This window comes from Acidovorax sp. GBBC 1281, assembly GCF_028473645.1.
GTDB lineage: Bacteria > Pseudomonadota > Gammaproteobacteria > Burkholderiales > Burkholderiaceae_C > Paracidovorax.
On the sequence record NZ_CP097269.1, the window covers coordinates 3,551,428 to 3,570,549 of the forward strand.

The window sequence follows — 19,122 nt, forward strand, 5'->3', positions numbered from 1 at the left end:
CGCGCCAATCCGGCACAGGCATGTCGCATATTGTCCAGTGTCGTCGTCAATTACGGCTTTCGCCAATTCATCCAAACGCGATCGCCTGTTCGAACGATCGGGCGACCATTCACATAGACGCTGGCGCTCTTGTCGATGTTGTGGCTGATTTGCACGTGGGTATCACTGACGACACCTTTACCTCCACCTGGCTCATCTCCACGCACATTGTCCACATAACTCTCATTATGTAGATAAGCGGGCTTGCCACGAAAAAAGACATTGGGCGAACACTGCTCGCTCTGGTCCATCTGGTGGGTAATCACATAGGGAACGGGATAGCCCTTCTTGCTGGGCGTCAGACACACGTCCGGCACCAAGTTCACCAGCACGAACCGTGCGTCTTTGGCGGTCGCGGTTTCATTGGCCATGGTATTGAGAATTGTTCGATTACCGAATGGGTAGATTGTCCGGATGGTCGATCCGCTCCCACCGCTTGCCGTCGAAACGGGCTATGTCCTTGGGTCCGATGGACCAGAGGACTTTGTCGTAGCTGTCCACGATGTTGGCATCCTGCAAATCCGGCTGCAAATCGGTCACTACCTTCTGAATACCTGCGCCGTGATCAGCCGGATCATAGACAAACAGGCCCATATTGGAAGCCAGATATATCTTGTCCTGAAACTTGCACACCGATGTGAAGAGCTGGTTGTCATCGACCGACGACAGGCTCTTGAACCCGTCCTCGGCATTGCCCAGGAGCAAGGTTCCATTGGACCCGCACATCCAGATGCGTGCCTCCGACTCCACGTACATATTGACGATGCGGTCTGCCACCGGGGGCAACTCGATCTCGCGCCATTGGGCACCATCGAAGAAGAAGGCTTTGGGCGGTAACCATTCTGCGTGCTGATAGCCTGCGGCATAGATCGCGCTTTCATGCGGGCCATTGATGACCGACAGGGCGATGCATTGCTCTCTGGTTGTTCTGGTGTCCTGCAACAAGCCCGCATCCATGTGCTGCCAGTTGTTCGGCCCATGCCGCTTGTAAACCTGCCCTTTGTACCCGCAGGCATAGAGACAGTCCCCTATCTGCTGAATATCGGCCAGATATCCCCAGCCTTCGGCATCAGCGCTGAAAACGCCAGCGCCGGGGATTTTCTCTAATAGTGGGTCGTGATCACCAATGTAACGAACATCCCCTTCCTCAGAAAGAACTAGAACGTCATCGAAAACTTCGTCTTGAGGGCCAAAATACGTTAGGGAAACCGCACGCCAGTCCTGATCATTTCTTCCCCACCGAGGTTCACAGTTGCTGTCATAACGAACTATCCGGGTAAATTGCGCAAAGTTTTCCAATGCATCGCCTGCGCCAGCAATATATACGCTGTCACCAGTTAAAACCATGGCTGTTGTTAAAGTAAGTTCCGCGCTCATCGCTTCCTTCTTCCTCCTGCGGGAGGTCTACGGTTATTGTCGTTTGTGGTCCCGCCATTCTCCAGATGCGCCTTTGCATCACCTTCGGGTGGCTTACCCGCTCCATTCATGGAGCGATTATCATTTTCGAAATTGGGATACGCTTTCCGGACCTCGGCTTCAATCTGTGCTTTGCAATCGGGCCTCGCCGCAATAGCAGCTTTCATTGCCACCGGCACCGCCTCGCTGACCGGCAGGGTGCCGACGGGGCCGTTATCCGTTCGCTTCGCCGCCTGGCATAACTCGTCGTCGCACTGGTGCGCTGTATTGTGCTCCGAGCCCTCCGTGCGAGCATTACCTTGCAGGCAGATCGACGGCCCGCCGCCGAAGGTCGCCATGCCCGGGATGCGTCCGATGCCCTTGCTGCCTTGAGCCCGGTTGCTGGTTCTGGCCAAGGTGTCGGGGATGATGTGGTGGGCTTGCTGGGTCGGACCACATTTATTGCGGATGTCATCGTAGGTGCCAACAATGCAGGGGCCACCCGTGCCCGGTATGTATCCTCCAGGGGGAGGTGATGCCCCGCCGGTCCGATTGCTTTTCTGGCTTCTTGCGCCAGTCCCTGCGCCCGGCACTTTCTTGAGCACCATGCCGGTCAGCAATCGCTCGCCCAACTCCAGGGCAGGCTGCACCATGTCCGGCGTCTCGCCCGTGATCACCCAGTCCGCAGCGCTGTCCAATGCGGTGGCGGCCGAGTCTGTACCGGCACCCACACCAGCGACGACACCGCCCGCCGTGGCGGTAGCACCGCCTACGGTCGCCATGCCCGCGCCGACTGGCGCTCCAATCCCCGTGGCGGCCACTGCGCCACCGGCTGCTGCTGTGACCCCTCCCGCCATCGCCACCTTGCCGCCCGTGTCCATGGCATTCGCACCGAATTCGTGCAGTGGTTCCGACAGGTTGTCTTTGTAGTATTGCGCGGCGTCCTTGACGCCTTGCTTGAACCACTCCCACCAACTCTCTTCCTTTGTCTCCGGCTGGTCGTTGGGCTCACTGAGAGAGGGGCTGGTCTTGGGCAGAATGCATCCGACGCAATTGCCGATGGGACCCGGACGCGCAAAATCGTTGGGTTTCACCCGCGCCGTTTTCGTCGCGGGCGTGTCCTCGGACCAGAATGGAAGCGGTGGACTCATATGGGTGCCGTCCCATTTCTGAGTTCAAGCACACGCACGCCAAACTGAGCCGCCACGTGGATACGCCAGATGCAACTCAGCGTCATTGCCTCAAGGTCGAAAACCAAAGTATCCAGCCGCATGGGAAGCGGCAGGACAGGCCCTAGTTGCAGGCGAACCACCGCATGCAGCGCAGGCTTGGGCAGCAGACACTGGAAAAGGCGTTGTTCCGGCGTGAGGCCCGCCAAGACGATCTCTTCTCCGCCTCGAGGGTAAGGAATCTGCTGGTCCTGCGGGGCACAATTCCAGTAGCTGAAGTCAAAATCCAGAGGCTGACGGGGCCACCGGCTTTCTTTCCACGTTGCATCATAGGTGCCGGCCTTCTGCCTTCGGGGGCTCCACCATTTTCCCACTGGTCCCACACCGACTGGGGCGTAACGCATGGCATTGGCTGCATTGGCATCAAAATGCAGATCGAAAACTTCGATCTGAGGTGCCGGGACTTCGCTGACATGGCTCTTCTTCAGCCAGGCCTTATCCACCCAGCCGCAGCCGATGGGATTGGGGTCGTAGGGTGCCCAAATTTCCGGGTTGTGACCTTCCGCCAGTTGCTGGGGCCATTGGCAGGTACCACCGTAGGCCAGTTTCCAGCGCAAAGGCACCTGGTTGACTTTTTCCGGCTCGGTGACCTTCCAACCCAGCAAACCGCGCTTCATCTGGCGCGGCCCGGTGACCGCGAGCACCTTTTGCCAATCCCCTATGCGCACGCCCACCGGCCATCGTTGGTGAGGTTGGCCGTCAGGTGCATAGGCTGTTGCGTTGGCCAAAAGGATGTCGCATTGCGGCTTGTAGGGCGCGTAATCGCTCTCCTGGATGCAGCTGCTGGTATTGGGCAACCCGTAGAACCGGTCCGCGTCGATCAAGGGGGCTTGAGCCAGCGCCAGTTGCGGGGAGCGGTCGTCGGCCAATCGCGTGAGGTCATAGGTGATGCGGCTCACCAGCACATGGAACACTTCATCGCTGGTGTCCAGCATCTGGAAATACTGGCTCTCAAAGGCAGTGTGGTTGCGCACCTCCGCCAGAGGAGCCGCCTGCACTGGCGCAGGCATCAGCAAGTCGGGACCGTTCATGGCGCCGCTCAGTTCAGATCAATGCGTTTGGATTCCACGCCGATGTGCTTGGAGCCGACGACATCGATGTCTTGTCCGTTGATGGTGATGGTGCCGTCAGCTTTCATCACCATCATGCTTTGCCCTACCTTGAAGGTAATGCTGTCGGGTTCCATGGTGATGCTGGACGTGCTACCGCCGCTCCCGCTTCCCTCATCGCTGGGAGCCTGGATGTGCTTGGCATTTCCATCACCTCCGGGTACGCCGCCAAAACCGCCGCCTACGGTCAGCTCGTATTTCTTACCCACCGTGGTGCTCTTGTCGGCTCCGATCTTGGCTGTCTGGGTCTTGCCCACGATGGTGGCCATGATCGCGCCGACGTTGAGGTTATAGACCACGCCCACGTTTTCCATGCGGCCGATGCCCACGTTTTGCATGGAGGCGATGCCGATGGTTTCGGTCTTGAACTTGCCGACCTTGATCGACCAGTTGTTGCCGATCTTGTCCTTCTCATTGCGACCGATGGTTTTTGTCCGGTTCTTGCCGATGCTCACCGTCTCGTCGATACCGACGTCCTCGCGGCGGTTGTCCCCGATGCTGATCTTCTCGTCATGGTCCACCCGCTCGGTTCGGTTGTTGTGGACCGTGATGTCCTCATTCCGGTCCACCGTTTCCGTCCGGTCGCGGTGGATGACGTTGGTCTCGTCCCGGTCGATGGTTTTTTGCCGATCCCGACCCACCCAATGGGTCTCATCGTTCTCGACCTCCACCAACTGGTCCTTCTGCGCATGCAGCCACAGCTGCTCGGCCCCGGCCTTGTCCTCGAAGCGGATGGCGTTGGCATCGCCCGCCCCATCTTTCATGCCCGCCCCGAAGGCTCCGCCCTTGCTGGATTTGGTCTTGATGCCCGATTGCGTGGCGTTGCCCGGCAGCGCCCACGGCGGCATGTTGTCGGCGTTATAGACGCAGCCGGTGATGATGGGATAGTCCGGATCACCATTCAAAAAATCTACGACGACTTCTTGGTTGATCCGCGGAATGAAGACGGCCCCGAAGCCCGAGCCTGCCCAGCTGCTCGATACCCGCACCCAGCAACTGGAGTTCTCGTTCATCGCCCCGATGCGGTCCCAGTGGAACTGCACCTTGACGCGTCCGTACTGGTCGGGCCAGATCTCCTCGCCGGGCGGGCCCACCACCACGGCGGTCTGCGGGCCGGTGGTGCGCGGCTTGCGCGTGGTGCGCTCAGGCGTGTAGGGCAAGCTGGTGGGCTGGGCTTGCAGGGTGAACTTCTGGAAGGACCCTTCTTCCTGCGGCGTGCCCTTGGGGCCGGGCGCGGCGGCGCTGACCCGGGGGTTTTCCTTGAAGTGGTATTCGATGCCGGTCAACAGGTACTGCTGGTTCTGGTCGTCCCGCGGATAGTTCTCCAGCGTGAACGTGTAGCCGGGGGCGAGCGCCCGGTGGCGCGACTGGCCCCGGACGGTGCTTTGGCCGGTGAGGCTCGATTGCAGGCGTACTCGGGCATAGGCTTCGCCATCGCCGAACTGGGTGTAGCCGCCCGGCCATTCGTAGACTTCGTGGGCGTCGTGCGCGTGCCCCGGCGGGGTCTGGCGCATGTTGGACAGGTCGGCACGGGGTTTTTGGAAGTCGTAGTCGTCGTTGTAGTGCCGGCCCGAATGGATCGCCTGGTGCAGTTCCCAGGCGTGGATGTTTTCCTTGTCGGCGACCACAGCCTTCTCAGGGGGATAAAACGGGATGACCGCCGCCCCCGGTAGCGGGCTGTGTGAGGCGACGATGTCGTCGGCGAGGATCAGGGTGTGCTGGCCCGCGGCATGCTCGAAGTAGTAGTACGCCCCTTCGTGCTCCAGCAGCCGGGACACGAAGTCGCAATCGCTCTCGCCGTATTGCACGCAATAGTCCCAGCTGCGGTAGCTGCGGGTGAGCTTCTTTTGCAGGGGGTAGCCGTATTTGCCCAAGACCTCTTCGACGATCTCCGGCGCGGTCTTGTTCTGGAATATTTTGAAATCGGTCTTGCGGGTGGCGAGCCACAGCCAGGGCTGCAGGCGCAGGCGGTAAGAGTAATACCGGTGGTCCTCGCCCTGCATGCCGAAGCGGGTGACGATGCCGTCCAGGTAGCGCCGGCCGCCGCCCTGCGTTTCCACCACGACCGTGGCGTTCTTGCCCAGCAAGGCCTTCGGGTCGATGTTTTTGCTGTCGCTCAACAAATCAAGGTCGAAACAGAACAGTTGGCTGATAGCTTCCTTGCCCTGCAACTGCCGGAACTGCAGTTGCTCTCCCAGGGGCGTTTGGATCGTGACTCTGCGGGTCATGTTTGGCAGGCCCGTGTATCGGACCGTTACATTGAAATGGCCGCGATCATATATCGCTGTGCGGAAAGTCCGGAAATTTTTACCCCAGCCGCCGATGGGACATTGCGGCAGGGTTGCGTGACTTATCCGCAAAACATGTAAGCGCTGGAGGCAGGCAGCCTCCTTCGGCCCAGGCTAGGGTTCGCGGCCACACAGGTTTCCGCGATCCATCACCCAAACATGGTTCTCGTAGTACCCGAACCCTCGACGCCATCACGCCACTGTCCTGCTTCTTCGGACCTGCACGCCTGGCAACAAAAATCAAAGCGATCCGAGACCAGCGGTCCAAAAAGCCCACGGCCCCAAGGGCAAGGGGCCATAAGGGTGAACGGGCCTACACGGAAATGGTGCAGGACAAAAGGAAAAGGGGGAAAGGCCCGCATGCGACCGCCGCCCATGCGCCATTCGCTCACCCGGTCATCGCGGCCCCGGCCCCGTGTGATACCTCGGCGCGCGCGGCACGTCGCCCGTGATGCCGAATTCCCGCTTCGCCAGGGCTTTGAGGTAGGCTTCGATGACTTCCAGGCTGTCGGGGGCCTGCGGCGCGGCGGTGACCTTCTCCACCGGCTCGCCGGATTCCCAGCGGTCCAGGCGGTCGGCCCAGTCCTGCATCATCATCCGCCGCTGCTCCACATAGTCCGCATGGTTGTAGGCGGCGCGGATCTGGTCGGGGTCGGCATGGGACAGTTGGACCTCGATCCATTCCTTGTGGTAGCCCAGTTCGTTGAGCGCGGTGGAAATGGTGGCGCGGATGCCGTGCCCGGTCAATTGGTCCCGGTAGCCCATGCGGTGCAGCGCGCCGTTGAGGGTGTTTTCGCTGATGCGCATCTTGAGGCTGCTGCGGTGGGGCAGCAGGTAGCGCTGGGCGGGGCGATGGGACTGGGCCTGCAGCAGTTGCCGCACGATGGTGATGGCCTGCCGGGGCAGCGGCACGATGTAGGGCGGGATGGTCTTGCCCAGACGGCGCAGTTTCATCTGCAGTTGCTTGACGAGGACGGGCGGGATGATCCACAGGCCCCGCTCCAGGTCGAACTGGTCGGGCGTGGCCGAACGCAGTTCTCCGGTGCGAACGCCGGTCAGCAGCAAGAGCATCAAGCCCTGCCGCGTGGTGTCCAGTCCGCCGTAGCTGCGAAGCGCCCGCAGGAACGCCGGGATTTCCTCCATGCGCAGGAAGGGGTTGTGCGAGACGGGCGGCTTGGGCAGGGCGACGATATCGAGGTCGCTGGCGGGGTTGTAGCGCAATCCTTTCTCGACCATGGCATAGCGGAACATCTGGTTGAACCAGGTGCGGACTTTCTCTGCGGTGGTGAAGGCTTTGCGGCGCTCGATGCGGCGCAGCACCTCCAGCAGATGGGGCTGTTCGACCTCAAAGATGGAGTGCTTGCCGAGTGTGGGCAGTACGTCCCTGGCGAAGATGCGGTCGATCTGCGACAGGGTGCTTTGCCGGCCCGTCTTGAGGCTCAATGCCTTGAAGTCGCGCCAGGTCTGAAAGACTGCCTTGAACGTGTTGAGGGGAGCGGCGAGGGTTTCGGCTTTGCATTGCGTCCGGTAGGTGCGCGGGTCGATGCCTTTGACCAGTTGGCTGCGCAGCTCGTCGCGCTGTTCACGGGCCTGCTTGAGGGACAGTTCGGGATAGGGACCGAGCGCCACGCGCTGCTGCTTCGATGCCCAGGAAAAACGGAAGTGCCATTTCTTGGCACCCTTGCCGCTGACGAACAGCACCAGACCATCGGTGTCGTTGAGCGTGTAGTTTCGACCGGTGGTCCGGGCCTGTCGAACGACTGCATCTGTCAATGCCATGGGGCACTCTCCTCAGATTTGAAGAGAGGTGTACCGACCGTGTGGGGGCTTGGCAGCAAACAATCCGCTCCACCGCGTGACCGTATTCCGTGTACTAGTTTATGTACTACTTCGGGCCGGTTGGCAGTGGAATTCAGCGGAACTCGCTGGACGACCCACAGGGCGTTACCCCTGTGGAATCAATGGCCTACGGACCTTGGTAGATGTCCATAGAAGAGAAACTGGAGCGGGAAAAGGGACTAGAACTTAGCCTCTAACCGCTTGATTTCTAACAACTTTCTTATATCCCGGGCTTTGGGATGGACACTATTATAGACTTGTTTTTACCCATAGGCAAACGCATTGCTCGAAAGAGCGAAAAGGTCGAAGCCTTCAGGATGGTGGACCGATCATGAGGCCACGGAATCGCCCCGGCTGCACTAGACACCATCGAGCCTCAAACCTGAGGCCCAATAGGAGGTGCCATGACGACCAAGCAGCCATACCCCGAAGAACTCAAGCGGGTGACCGAGGAGCGCGACATCTTAAGACCGGCTCACACGACTTGCCGAAAGCGTGACGGAGATCAGGTGAGCTGGACGGCTCATGTCCCGACGCCCTGTTAATGTGGAAGACACAGCCAGCCGGGTGCACAAAGGCCTGGCCTGACACCGGCCGGTGCGTGGGACGCAGCGGATCGTTGGACGATCAGGCGGCAGCGGAGTCGGCCATGAAGCTGTGCTTGCGCAGCATCTTGATCCAACGTGGGGCGTTGCGGGCCACACTCAACGCCTCATAGTCGACCGTCTTGTCCTCGTAGTGGCTGCCACTGGCCAGCATGGCGTAGATGGTGCGCAGCATCTTGTGCGCCAGGGCGACGACAGACTTCTTGTATCCCTTGCGGATGGCCAGCGACTCGAACTTGGCCCTCAAGGCGCAACGCGTTCGGGCCGCAGCTTGCGCGAACTCGCACAACAGCCGGCGTACCCAGGCGTTGCCTCGGCGGATCCGCCCGCTTTTGCGCTTGCCCGCGCTCTCGTTGTTGCCCGGAAAGATACCCACGAAGCCAGCCGCTCGGCGCTACCGAACACCGCCATGTCGGAGCCGATCTCCATCAGGAGCATCGCAGCGCCTTGGATGTCGATGCCGGAAATGGTCTGCAGCAGATTCAACTGCGGCTGCCATGCCCTCAAACCGTCCAGCAGATACTGGTCCATGCGGGCGATGCGCTGCTCGATCTGCTCGATGTGCTGCATGATCTCCTCGGCCACGAAACGGTGCACCGCGCTGAACTGCTCGGTGGTCAGGGCCTCGAACAAGTCGTCTCGGCTGGCCCGCAGGCGCCCCTTGTGATCCAGCACCTCGTGCATGGCTTGGCACGCAATGAGCGCTTTGACCATGGCCCGCGCACTGGCGCCGTGGATGTCGCTGACCACCACGTTGATGCGGATACCACAATCCACCAGCACCTTGTGCAGCCGGTTCTTCTCGGCACTACACATGCCCACCAGCTTTTGCCGCTGGCGCGCCACCAGGCGAAGCTGACGGAAATCCACCGGCGGGATGAACGACGCACGCAGCAGCCCGGCTCGCGCCAGCGTGGCCAGCCACTGCGCATCAGCCATATCGGTCTTGCGACCGGGCACGGCCTTGACGTGCCGGGCATTGACCACCCACGCGATGATGCCCACCGCCTCCAGCGCCGCGAACGGGCTCTTCCAGTACACGCCTGTGCTCTCGATGACCACCACCTCGGGCCCGATCTCCAGCGCCCACTGCGCCAGGGCGCGGCGGTCGCACTTGAAGGCGCCGAAGTCGCGTTTGATCACATCCATCCGGCCGTCGTCATGTTCGACAACGGCGCAGGCCGTGATCTTGGCCTAGTGAACGTCCAGCGCAATGACGCGCTTGTGCATCGGGGTCAAATCCATTGCGGCTCTCCTGCAGCTTGAATCACAATCACAAGCGTGCGGAGTTGCGCAGGTGCCGCCGACCAACGGCCTGCCGGGCAAGCCCGGTGGCTCTGTTTAATGTGGGCTGTCAGGCGCGCCCAGCCCCCCCATGGGACTGCGCAACGCTCGCAGGCAATCCTGGGTACGAGTGGTCGGTGGCGGGTCAACTTAGAGATCGCGGTCCAAGGCCATCAATAAATTGATCGACCTCTAACCGCGCGGCTCCGCACACCCTCAGTGTTTTCCATCATCCGGGGTGCCCGCACTGTTCATGTCACTTAGTAAGGATCTGTGGAAACAGCCCCAGCCCCTGATCCCGGTCTTTTCCCCCTCCGCCAAAGGCGGCCCCCGCAGCCGTAAAGTCAGCGACGAAGCCGCCCTCAACGGCATCCTGTTCGTGCTGCACACAGGCATCCTGTGGGAAGACCTCCCCCCAGTCGCTGGGCTGGGGAAACGGCATGACCTGCTGGCGACGGCTGAGGGACTGCAATGCTGCAGGCGTGTGGGACAAGCTGCACCAGGCCATGTTGATGCGCCTGCGTGAGCACGACCAGATTGATTGGAACCGAGCCAGCATTGATGGATCATCGGTGCCAAGCCCCCCGGGGGGCCAGGAAACAGGGCCCAACCCTACGGATCGCGGCCGAGCTCGGAACCAAAAGGCACATCGTCGTAGACGCGCGTGGCATCCCCACTGGTGGTACTGGTCAGTGGTGCAAACCGGCACGACTCCATGATGTTCGACAAGTGCATCGATGCACTGCCGGCCGTCAGAGGGCTGCGCGGCAGGCCTCGCCGCTGGCCATCGAAGCTGCATGCCGACAAAGGCTATGACTACGCAAGATGCCGAGCGCATCTGCGCAGCCGTGGCATCACCAGCAGGATTGCCAGGCGAGCATCGAAAGCAGCACACGCCTGAGCAAACATCGCTGGGTCGTGGAGAGAACCCACGCTTGGTTTGCTGGTTTCGGCAAGCTGCGCATTCGCTTTGAGCGAAGGTTGGACATTCACAAGGTGCTGCTCATGCTCGCCGCCGCAATCATCTGCTCTCGCTTCGTCGAGCGGTCGTGTTGGCCACTCTAAAAGTCTTCGTCGGAGTCCGTCTGCACTTCCCGCAACAGTTGCCCCGCCTGTTCAAGAGAGACCTTGTGACCGGCCTCACGCATTTCCGCTTTAAAAACCTGGGCATCGTTCTTTGGTGCGCTATGTTTGGACCCAACTACAAATTTAGATGGAATGGATGATTTTGTTCGGACATTGTATTTGAATATCTCTCCGTTCTCGTCCCGACTGTCAGGATCCAATTCCAGATTAAAGTTATTTGGCAACCCGATAGTCCGAACGAGAGTGGGATTCTGCGGATCTGACCGGCGAGCATAGCATTTGGCACTTTCCCGACTGCCAGTAAAATAATTGTGCTGACTTGCGCTTTCTATCACATTTTCATTCAGCTCATAGCCGGCGCGGAGAGTGCCCTCTACAGCGCCTGAACGCCTCCGCTGAAATCCGAGATTTCTGAGTTCGTCCAAGTAACCCCCGGAAGTGCCGTGCCAAAGCCGGCTATCGTGATAAACGCTAGCTGCAGCATCACGCAAGTTTGAGGTTTGGCCTTGACTTGAACTGGCTTGGTTTCCACGGTCGCTTATGCTATTGTCGTCCTCAGTGCGAGTGGATTGATAACCGGAACTCCGGTTGGTACTGGATATGCAGCCCATGTTGATCCCATTAGTTGAGTGATAAAAGAAAATTAATTCGTGTAAAGGATGAATCGAGCTACAAGTTTCGGTAGTCCGCTACTTTTCGCATGAAGAAGCTTCGCTGTCGGTGTCGAACGAATAGGCTATGACCATCTCACGGTCATGACACTGCAAACGCTCGGGGGCGTCAATGAAGCGATCCCGAATCTCGATTGCCTTTGCGGTGGCAACGGATTTTTGTTCATCCAAAACATCTGCTGCTATGTGTTGTACTTCATTCCAGAACGTCATGCCGACGCGCAGACTTGCACGATGGAGTAGAAACCGGCCTTTGGTCGGATCGAACAAACCTTTATCGCGTCGAGCCTGGCTTTCAACTTCGTGGCAAGTTGCGCAGGGAATGAATTTCCCCGCCATGGGCACAACAACATGATTACCTGGCGCGAGGTCCAAATGAGAGATTGCGGTCCGATACACCTCCTCCTGAGTGATCGCCAGAGCATTTGCGATACTTTGTTCGGCGTGCATTGTTTGAGTGACCTGCGGCGGAAGTGCTTGCAACAACAGCTTGTCTTGCCTCGGATGACATACGACAAGTTCGTCGGATGTCAACGTATTGCAAACCGCTTTCTCGATCACGTCGCGCAGCGTGCGCAGCGCGGCGTGTGCCTGCGAAAGCACTTCGTCTCGTGCGAGATTTGATCCGGATGGTAACCCGATGCCTTTAGAAATTTCAATCTCAACTTTTCGTAGCAAGGCAAAGAACATAACATCACCATCAAGGAAATCGCGTCTCAGCAGTTTTAGATGACGTTCAAACCGCGCAGCGCCGACTTGCTGCTTGTTGTTTCTGTTTTCGGGCCACGCAGCCTGATTGGGCAACGGTGCAGTCAACGCATGACGGAGGGCAACCTGGATACTGTGAGAATGGAAATTTGACGAAACGTAGAGACGCCCAGCGATCACTGAGGCTTGAACCTCAATTGGATCAAGGCCTATGTGATCGAGCATACCATATTGAATTGCCGTTGCGATGTGCCTCAGTGAACGGCAAACCCGGTTGAATCCTTGATAAGGCTTGGGCTGTGGCGGTAGGATAGTCCGACGCGCAATGCGTTCGACCTGCACTTCGCTTGCCAAGAAAGCCGGCTGTATCCCAACGAAGCTACAGTGGCGATGCCGCAAACCTTCCAGTCCCGACAAATTCTGAGGGCCTATGCGCAATCGATCAATCTTTGCAAATGGCCTTTCGGCGCTCGGCGACTCTGGCGAAGCGGAAGGTTCGATTTCAACATGGGCGCCGGCAGAGGTCGATCGATGGGAGGGATTGATATTCATGAGAAATACTTAGAATTAAAAGTTCATTGAACCACACATCCTGCTATGCATCACTTAGCCGGCTGCTGAAATACTGTTTCGAAAATGTTTGGCGAAAAGTCAGGCCGCATAGAACCGATTACAAGCGATTTTTTGAAATTCGGCAGGAGTGAAGCACTTCTTAAACGATCCTCTGCAGCCCCTCTCAACCAGTATTTTCGCCGCCTGTTGGATTATCAGATGGAGCAAACTACAGCTTAACTCCATTCCCAGGAAAAAGAAATCACAATGCGAAGCAGTTTTCATTTGCGCGAACCGAGCGGGAACCGCTAAGGATTTGCTTCAAAACGGCTTTGTTGCACAAAACCTCGACAATCCATCGATCGGACAGCATTTAATATACGCGGGCCGTCTTTTTTCCTTGATGGCTTCGGTGGGACGGTCATCTGTTACAGCTAAGCTCAAGAGAATTCACGGGAGAAGTTGTCCTTCTATCGCCCATTTCAGATGCAGCATCCACAAGGCTGATTCGAACGCGAATAATTTCGCGCCCCCCCAAAAGGGGCACTACTCGAACAGCCAAAGGAGGTTTCATCATGAGAATACGTCACTTGCAATATTTCCTGATCGTTGCCCAGGAACAGAGTTTCGTTCGCGCCGCTGCCAGAGCGAATATCGAGCCATCACCGTTATCGCGGGCAATCAAGGATCTGGAAGAGCAATTGGGCGTGCAGTTGCTGAACAGAACAAAGGGCCGGATCACCCTCACCTGGTGCGGAGAGGTATTTCGGGATGAGGCCCGCCGTATAATCGAATACATAGAAAGCGCTAAAACCCGCGTTGCAGCGGCATCCCTCGGATTCAAGGGTCGTTTGCGGGTAGGCATTACCGACAGTCTCGCCCAGCCGCGTCTGACACGACTTCTTTCACAAAGCCGGGAAGAAGAACCCAGTACGGAAATTCGCATTACCGAAATGACCGTCAACGAAATGCAGATTGCGCTTCGATATGACCAGATCGACATGGGCTTCACCATGGATGAGGAACCAGTTGATGGCTACCTTAAACACATGGTGTGGAAGGAGCGCCCAGCAATAGCGATCCCCAAACATCACCCGATCCTGTCACAGGACAAAGTTTCCATGCGGGAAGTGGTCCGTTACCCACTGATCATGTGCCACCCGGAACGATGGGCGGGTGGCTACAAAGTCATACAGCGCTGGATCACCGATCACGATCTCGCATCACCGACCGTCGCAGAACATGCCGCGTGCCATGAGGCCATGATGATGCTCGTCGCGGCAGGATACGGGGTGGGCATCGGCATGCAGTCCCAAGCCGCCCTGTATGACCATCCGAACGTCATTGTCCGGCCCATGGTGGACGAAATCCCGGATGTCCCCACCTTCATCGTTATCTCCGATGAAAACACCTCACCGGAAACGACTCGATTTATCCAGCGCGCAAGAGAAATCGGAATGGCCACGCCGAGCGATTAATGGTCAACATGAAATTTTCATGACATATCCCCTGCATTTTCCATCGGCCTGACGACAAAAAAAGTCACCTGCTTGCATGGCAGGTGCCATATTCCGTTGATTTCAAAACGATTAAAGGATTGCGCTGTTTTTCTGCCAGCAGCGGCAAGCCGCCTTGAGAACAACTTTTTGTGTAAAGCGCAGACATTTTAAGTCGCTCGGGCGACGTTTTGCGGCAGAACATGGTGCTCAAGCGCCTGGCATCCTGACAGGCAATACCAAGCTCTTCATTCGCGCGCGATCGCTACTTAATATGTAGCGCCCTGACCCAAACCGTGAGAGTTGAATGACGAGCGAACTGGCTGGTAATCACGTTTCTGATCGCGACGGAATGAATGCGGTATCCATTGCAACCGCATTGTTTACTGATTTTCGGCAATGGCATCCATTTAATGCCGATCACGCCCAAGAAGTGCCACTGAGCATCAAGGAGTGATCGCAATGTCCGAACAGAGCAGCCCGCCAGATACCGGGCGCAAAATCCTTCGCCGTGCGGAGGTGGAAGCCAAGACGGGTTTCAAACGCGCGCACCTGTACAACCTGATGAAGGATGGCAAGTTTCCGAAAGCCGTCCGGCTAGGGGTGCGTGCCGTGGGCTGGGATTCCACGGAGATCGACCAGTGGATCATCGACCGTCTCAATGACCGCGCATGACCCGGCTCCCATTCGTTTTGAAGCGGAGCGAACCGCCATGCAGGTGATTTCGGTGATTTCGACCAAGGGCGGCGTCGGGAAAACCACCGTCGCGGCCAATCTCGGCGGGTTCATCGCGGACGCGGGTTTGCGCGTGCTGTTGCTGGACCTGGACATGCAACCCACCCTCTCGTCGTACTACGAGCTCACCAGCCGTGCCCCGTCTGGCATTTACGAGTTACTGGCTTTCAACGAGCGCGACCTCACGCGGCTGGTATCGCACACCGCGATCGAACGCCTGCATGTGGTTTTGTCCAACGACGAGCATCGGCAACTGAATACGCTGCTTTTGAATGCTCCGGATGGACGGCTGCGGTTGCGCCATCTGCTCCCGGTATTTCGACCCCACTACGACGTGGTGCTGATAGACACCCAGGGGGCCCGAAGCGTCCTCCTGGAGATGGCGGTGCTCGCGTCGGAATGCGTGGTCTCACCCGTGACGCCGGAAGTGCTCGCAGCCCGAGAGTTGCGGCGCGGGACGCTGCAGCTCATCGAAGATATCGCCCCATACCGGCATCTTGGCATCCCCGTGCCACCGCTGCACCTGCTGATCAACCGGGTGCCTGCGGTCTCGGCCAATGCCCGGCTGATCCAGCAGACGCTGCATCTGGTGTTCGGTGAACATCCCGGCGTCCATGTCCTCGAAACAGAGGTGCCGGCCATCGAGGCGTTTCCGCGCGCCGCCACACGCGGATTGCCCGCCCATCGGGTGGAATATCGCCGCCCCCAGGGACGCCTCACCCCAGCGGCATTCGAGATCGTCCGCGCCCTGGCTTCGGAGTTGTGCCCCCAGTGGAACGAACGGGAGCCTCTCACAACCCCATGTTTGACGAATCCGAATAGGGAGGAGTGGGCGCCAGTAGCCGTTTGAGCGTGATGAGGCCCAGCAACGGTCTGCGCCTGGGTGCATGAGGGGCCTTGCAGGCCCGGTGGCTCAGGCTTTCACCGTTTGCAGGCGCACTTGTGCCTTGCCAGTGGCGGGCTTGAAGAAAGCATCCACGCCCCGATGCAGGAACCAGGCCAGTCGCTTCATGTTGTAGCAGGCGGCCATCATCGTCATCCCCACCGTGGCGCGCGCCTGTCCGATGGTGCGCACGAACTTGCCCCCCAGGTGGCGGATACCGGCGAACACGTGCTCCACCTTGGCTCGTTTCTTTGCGATGCGCTGGTTGCGCCCCTTCTGGCATTCGCTCTGTGGTCGGCCCGCCTGCGCACGGCGCTGCATCGCATCCACGAATCCCAGCACTTTCAGCATCTGGCACCTTTGGCGGCTCGGGTAGGCTTTGTCCGCATGCACTGCCCGCCCGGTGTTGTGCATGTCCAGCACCTCATCGAAGTGGTGCCCGTCGTGCTCGCTGGCCGTGCCCGTGGCGAGGCGGCGGATGAAGCCGTGCTTGAGGTCCACGCTCACGCTGAGCTTGTAGCCGAAGTGGCTTTTGCCGTGCTTCTTCGTGTGCGTGGCCTCCACATCCTTTTGCCTGCGTCGCGCTTGGCTCCAGTCCGGCTGCCCGCCTTGTGCCAGCGTTCGCCGCTCCTGCTGGCCGATGTGCTGTCGGGGCGCGGGCACCAGCGTGGCATCAATGGCTTGCCCGCCCCGGGCGATGTAGCCGTGGCGCTGCAGTTGGGCATCCACCCCCTGGAACAAGGCCGTTGCCCCGCCCACGCCAAGGCGCTCGCCAAAGCGCCAGATCGTGTTGCGGTCCGGCACGTTCATCGCATCCTGCAACAGGCAAAACCGCTGGTAGCTCCCCCGGTCCAGCAACTGATACTCCATCTGCTCATCGGACAGGTTGTACAGCCGCTTCAACACCAGGATGCGCACCATCACCTCGGTGGGGTAGGCGGGCCGACCGCCCCGGCGGCCACCCCCGCGTTCGATCAAGGCATCCACCAGCCGGGCCAGTTCTGCGAAGTCGATGTGCCGCGCGATCACCTGCAGCGGATCGCCCACCTCATCTCTCTTGTGTTGGCGCGAGGCCTCAGCGAACAGGTCGAACTTCAGGGCGCTACGGGGAGTGATCATGGCAAAGGATGGAGCACGCATTCTCGATCAACAAGGGACCGGATGGGTTTTGAGAGGTTCCCGAACGTTTTGCCGCGGTGAACGGCAAGCCCGGCGGGAGATTTGCCCATGCCAAACGCCCATGAGCTTGCCCGCGGCCACAAACGATTGCTGCCTCTCATCGAGTTTGCGCTGAAGGAGGGGTGGGAAGTCACACGCACGGCCGGGGGGCATCTCCGGTTTTTCAAAGCGGGGCTGGCCCCCATCTTCACCAGCTCGACCCCCAGCGATCACCGCTCCGCAAGCAATGCACACGCACGGCTGCGCCGCGCGCAGCGCCAGGCAGACACATCGCGCGATATCGGCAGACACGAGGCGCCCCATGGCTGAGATTTCCCCGCAGGACATGGCGTCGCGGCTGCTGCAGGACCGGTTCACCCGCACCGGGCCTGTGGCAGACGCATTGACGGACCCGATCGCCGATACGCCGATGATCGTGACACTGGACGAGCTGCGCCCCTACGAGCTCGATCCCCGGATCACGCGCAATCCGCTGTACGACGACATCCTGTCATCGATCCGCGAGCGTGGTCTGGACACACCGCCGCCGATCACCCGCCGACCCGGCGCGACCCACTACATCATCCGCAACGGCGGCAATACCCGCTTGGCGGTCCTGCGGGAGTTGTGGGCACAGACCAAGGACGAGCGGTTCTTTCGCATCGGTTGCCTCTTTCGCCCCTGGCCCCAGCGCGGCGAGATCGTCGCGCTGACCGGCCACCTCGCGGAAAACGAACTCCATGGCGGCCTGTCTTTCATCGAGCGGGCACTCGGCATCGAGAAGGTTCGGGAGCTCTATGAAGAAGAGGATGGCAAGCCGCTGTCGCAATCGGAACTGGCGCGGCGGCTGAAATCAGATGGCTATCCGGTTCCCCAACCCCACATCAGCCGCATGCAGGAGGCGATCCAGTATCTGCTGCCTGCCATTCCGAATGTCCTCTACGGCGGTCTGGGTCGGCACCAGGTCGAACAACTCACGGCGCTGCGCAGGACGGGAACGAAGATTTGGGAAGTGCGTGCGGCATCGAGGCGGCTCGACCTGGATTTTCCGACGCTGTTCCAGGATGTGCTGTCGGTCTTCGACGCGAGCCCAGGCCAATTCAACGTGCAGCGCGTGCAGGACGAACTGGTGGGACAGATGGCCGATCTGCTGGGCGAGAAGTACGATACGCTCGCCTTCGATATCACGGCCTCGGACAAGCGCTGGCAGTTGCTCAGCAGTGAACCGGGCAGCGTGCCGGCCATCCCCGCGATGCCGGCCCCGCCCGAGCTGCCCCCTCCCCCACGCCCATCGCCTGCGACATCTCCCATCGCAGCGCTGCCTGCGCCCCGCACGGAACCATCGACCGACCCTTCCGAGGCGGTATCGCCACCGGAACCGCTCACAGTTCAAGCGCGCAACGGCGCTTTCGACGAGGTGGACGATCATGCAGCGCGGGTGCGTGGGCATGTGGTTTCCCCGGCACCGACGTCCGATCGATTGCAGTCCATCCAGCGCCTGGTGGCCGACCACCTTGGCGAGGCACCGCCGGACTTCGAGAGCAATGTGCTCCAAGCCATTCCGGTGCAGGCGGGTGGCCTCTATCCGGTGAGCGACATCTGGTACATCGATCCGGGCCTGGACACGCCGGAACGGCTGAGAACCCTCATCGCGCAACTGGCGCTGGAAATCGCCGACGAGGCGGAACTGTCCGCTGAAATCCTTCCCAGCGAAGACGGTATCGGCTTCCATTGCGCCCAGGACAGCGAATCGATCGGCGCGCGCGCCAGTGCGCCCTTCCCGCGCACGATCCTCTCGCTCCTGCATGCCCTGAGCGCACCGTTTGAGCACGCACGGTTTGTTGCCCCGCACATCGACACGGTGCATCTGGCAAACCATCTCGGCCCCCTGCTGCAGGGGCCGGGCCTCAAGGTACAGTTTCCGCGATTGAGCGACAACGGCCTGGTGAAACTGTTTCGGCTGGTGCGCCTGGCGCGGCGGCTGCTGGACATCGAAGCCTCCCTGCATGGCGACAGCGCCATGCCGTCCCCGTAGGACGGCCCGC

At 59.7% G+C, this 19,122-nt stretch carries 15 protein-coding genes and 3 pseudogenes; 7 read left to right on the forward strand and 11 right to left on the reverse strand.

The genetic code is table 11. The annotated features are described in order from the left end of the window. Positions 1 to 50: 50 nt before the first annotated feature. The 7 genes and pseudogenes from M5C96_RS16585 to M5C96_RS16615 all read right to left on the reverse strand — a co-directional run bounded on the left by M5C96_RS16585 (position 51) and on the right by M5C96_RS16615 (position 9,692). Entirely contained in the window at positions 51 to 410 is a 360-nt protein-coding gene (locus M5C96_RS16585; RefSeq protein ID WP_272564220.1) for a DUF4150 domain-containing protein, read from the reverse strand. Between the two features lie 19 nt (positions 411 to 429). Next, complete coding sequence (locus tag M5C96_RS16590) at positions 430 to 1,416, reverse strand: hypothetical protein (RefSeq protein WP_272564221.1); 987 nt, start codon at positions 1,414 to 1,416, stop codon at positions 430 to 432. Then, positions 1,413 to 2,585, reverse strand: a complete 1,173-nt coding sequence (locus M5C96_RS16595) for a hypothetical protein (RefSeq protein WP_272564222.1) — start codon at positions 2,583 to 2,585, stop codon at positions 1,413 to 1,415. The genes M5C96_RS16590 and M5C96_RS16595 overlap by 4 nt, the downstream gene beginning before the upstream one ends. Next, positions 2,582 to 3,694 carry a DUF2169 family type VI secretion system accessory protein gene (locus tag M5C96_RS16600; protein WP_272564223.1) on the reverse strand — a complete coding sequence of 371 codons (1,113 nt, stop codon included), beginning with the start codon at positions 3,692 to 3,694 and terminating at the stop codon, positions 2,582 to 2,584. Before M5C96_RS16600 ends, M5C96_RS16595 begins: the two co-directional genes overlap by 4 nt. Positions 3,695 to 3,702: 8 nt before the next feature. After that, complete coding sequence (locus M5C96_RS16605) at positions 3,703 to 6,000, reverse strand: type VI secretion system Vgr family protein (protein WP_272564224.1); 2,298 nt, start codon at positions 5,998 to 6,000, stop codon at positions 3,703 to 3,705. Positions 6,001 to 6,606: 606 nt separating this feature from the next. Beyond that, positions 6,607 to 7,839 (reverse strand): annotated as a pseudogene (locus tag M5C96_RS16610) (tyrosine-type recombinase/integrase); the annotation flags it as partial. A gap of 687 nt (positions 7,840 to 8,526) precedes the next feature. Continuing rightward, positions 8,527 to 9,692: pseudogene (locus M5C96_RS16615) on the reverse strand (IS110 family transposase). Positions 9,693 to 10,041: 349 nt separating this feature from the next. On the opposite strand from M5C96_RS16615, the pseudogene M5C96_RS16620 reads away from it, so the two are divergent. Next, positions 10,042 to 10,853 (forward strand): annotated as a pseudogene (locus M5C96_RS16620) (IS5 family transposase). Here M5C96_RS16620 and M5C96_RS16625 read toward each other — a convergent pair. Then, positions 10,850 to 11,299: a hypothetical protein gene (locus M5C96_RS16625; RefSeq protein WP_272564225.1), complete on the reverse strand. Its 450-nt coding sequence runs from the start codon at positions 11,297 to 11,299 to the stop codon at positions 10,850 to 10,852. The pseudogene M5C96_RS16620 and the gene M5C96_RS16625 sit on opposite strands and share 4 nt — an antisense overlap. Before the next feature lie 264 nt (positions 11,300 to 11,563). Beyond that, positions 11,564 to 12,805, reverse strand: a complete 1,242-nt coding sequence (locus M5C96_RS16630; protein WP_272564226.1) for a hypothetical protein — start codon at positions 12,803 to 12,805, stop codon at positions 11,564 to 11,566. A 575-nt stretch (positions 12,806 to 13,380) separates the two neighbouring features. Here M5C96_RS16630 and M5C96_RS16635 point away from each other — a divergent pair. After that, the gene (locus M5C96_RS16635; RefSeq protein ID WP_272564227.1) at positions 13,381 to 14,283 is read left to right on the forward strand and encodes a LysR family transcriptional regulator; all 903 of its coding nucleotides are present in this window, start codon (positions 13,381 to 13,383) and stop codon (positions 14,281 to 14,283) included. Positions 14,284 to 14,347: 64 nt separating this feature from the next. On the opposite strand, the gene M5C96_RS16640 is transcribed toward M5C96_RS16635, so the two are convergent. Next, entirely contained in the window at positions 14,348 to 14,515 is a 168-nt protein-coding gene (locus tag M5C96_RS16640) for a hypothetical protein (protein ID WP_272548364.1), read from the reverse strand. A 93-nt stretch (positions 14,516 to 14,608) separates the two neighbouring features. On the opposite strand from M5C96_RS16640, the gene M5C96_RS16645 reads away from it, so the two are divergent. From M5C96_RS16645 to M5C96_RS16655, 3 genes are read left to right on the forward strand one after another with little or no spacing between them, the layout of a single operon-like run. Then, positions 14,609 to 14,758, forward strand: a complete 150-nt coding sequence (locus M5C96_RS16645) for a hypothetical protein (protein WP_272564228.1) — start codon at positions 14,609 to 14,611, stop codon at positions 14,756 to 14,758. Positions 14,759 to 14,763: 5 nt separating this feature from the next. After that, the gene (locus M5C96_RS16650) at positions 14,764 to 14,976 is read left to right on the forward strand and encodes an AlpA family transcriptional regulator (RefSeq protein WP_272548366.1); all 213 of its coding nucleotides are present in this window, start codon (positions 14,764 to 14,766) and stop codon (positions 14,974 to 14,976) included. A 37-nt stretch (positions 14,977 to 15,013) separates the two neighbouring features. After that, on the forward strand, positions 15,014 to 15,886 hold the full coding sequence (locus M5C96_RS16655; protein ID WP_272569759.1) for a ParA family protein: 873 nt from the start codon (positions 15,014 to 15,016) through the stop codon (positions 15,884 to 15,886). A 63-nt stretch (positions 15,887 to 15,949) separates the two neighbouring features. Here the strand turns inward: M5C96_RS16655 and M5C96_RS16660 are convergent, their stop codons facing one another. Beyond that, positions 15,950 to 17,035, reverse strand: a complete 1,086-nt coding sequence (locus M5C96_RS16660; RefSeq protein ID WP_272569564.1) for an IS5 family transposase — start codon at positions 17,033 to 17,035, stop codon at positions 15,950 to 15,952. Between the two features lie 111 nt (positions 17,036 to 17,146). Between M5C96_RS16660 and M5C96_RS16665 the strand changes: the two genes are divergently transcribed. Next, complete coding sequence (locus tag M5C96_RS16665; protein WP_272564229.1) at positions 17,147 to 17,407, forward strand: type II toxin-antitoxin system HicA family toxin; 261 nt, start codon at positions 17,147 to 17,149, stop codon at positions 17,405 to 17,407. Continuing rightward, positions 17,400 to 19,112: a ParB family protein gene (locus tag M5C96_RS16670; RefSeq protein ID WP_272564231.1), complete on the forward strand. Its 1,713-nt coding sequence runs from the start codon at positions 17,400 to 17,402 to the stop codon at positions 19,110 to 19,112. Before M5C96_RS16665 ends, M5C96_RS16670 begins: the two co-directional genes overlap by 8 nt. The last annotated feature ends 10 nt before the right edge of the window (positions 19,113 to 19,122 follow it).

Excerpts from the sequence above, each read along its gene's own strand:
- M5C96_RS16595 (WP_272564222.1), bottom strand. The coding sequence starts at position 2,585 with ATGAGTCCACCGCTTCCATTCTGGTCCGAGGACACGCCCGCGACGAAA.
- M5C96_RS16630 (WP_272564226.1), bottom strand. The coding sequence starts at position 12,805 with ATGAATATCAATCCCTCCCATCGATCGACCTCTGCCGGCGCCCATGTT.
- M5C96_RS16670 (WP_272564231.1), top strand. The coding sequence starts at position 17,400 with ATGGCTGAGATTTCCCCGCAGGACATGGCGTCGCGGCTGCTGCAGGAC.
- M5C96_RS16585 (WP_272564220.1), bottom strand. The coding sequence starts at position 410 with ATGGCCAATGAAACCGCGACCGCCAAAGACGCACGGTTCGTGCTGGTG.
- M5C96_RS16635 (WP_272564227.1), top strand. The coding sequence starts at position 13,381 with ATGAGAATACGTCACTTGCAATATTTCCTGATCGTTGCCCAGGAACAG.
- M5C96_RS16605 (WP_272564224.1), bottom strand. The coding sequence starts at position 6,000 with ATGACCCGCAGAGTCACGATCCAAACGCCCCTGGGAGAGCAACTGCAG.
- M5C96_RS16590 (WP_272564221.1), bottom strand. The coding sequence starts at position 1,416 with ATGAGCGCGGAACTTACTTTAACAACAGCCATGGTTTTAACTGGTGAC.
- M5C96_RS16600 (WP_272564223.1), bottom strand. The coding sequence starts at position 3,694 with ATGAACGGTCCCGACTTGCTGATGCCTGCGCCAGTGCAGGCGGCTCCT.
- M5C96_RS16645 (WP_272564228.1), top strand. The coding sequence starts at position 14,609 with ATGACGAGCGAACTGGCTGGTAATCACGTTTCTGATCGCGACGGAATG.
- M5C96_RS16650 (WP_272548366.1), top strand. The coding sequence starts at position 14,764 with ATGTCCGAACAGAGCAGCCCGCCAGATACCGGGCGCAAAATCCTTCGC.
- M5C96_RS16655 (WP_272569759.1), top strand. The coding sequence starts at position 15,014 with ATGCAGGTGATTTCGGTGATTTCGACCAAGGGCGGCGTCGGGAAAACC.
- M5C96_RS16665 (WP_272564229.1), top strand. The coding sequence starts at position 17,147 with ATGCCAAACGCCCATGAGCTTGCCCGCGGCCACAAACGATTGCTGCCT.